The 263-nt window shown below is 39.2% G+C and carries 1 pseudogene; it reads right to left on the reverse strand.

Annotation, left to right across the window (positions count from 1 at the left end):
• Positions 1-263, reverse strand: a pseudogene (locus tag AAEY99_RS21505) (DUF885 domain-containing protein); the annotation flags it as partial.

A 263-nucleotide genomic window follows, 5' to 3' on the forward strand; every position in this document is an offset into this window, starting at 1 on the left:
GCGCTCTACAATGTGACATATATTCGTTTTCAAAAAAGTCGTAAAAGTGCTCGTAAGCAGGCACGACTTTTGAGGCAATTAACGCTTTAGCTTTATTTTGGTAAGTTTCTTTTTGCGCTGCGCTAAATGTATTAGGGATGCGAGTAAATGGCTCATATAAGGCGCTATTCTCAGGTTGTTTAACTATATGGGCGCTAATACTTTGGCCATAATTTTTAAACGTTTCGCAGTAGTGGGTAAAACCAGTTTGAATGCCTTGCTTC

This window comes from Shewanella sp. S1-58-MNA-CIBAN-0166, from assembly GCF_040310085.1.
Lineage (GTDB): Bacteria > Pseudomonadota > Gammaproteobacteria > Enterobacterales > Shewanellaceae > Shewanella.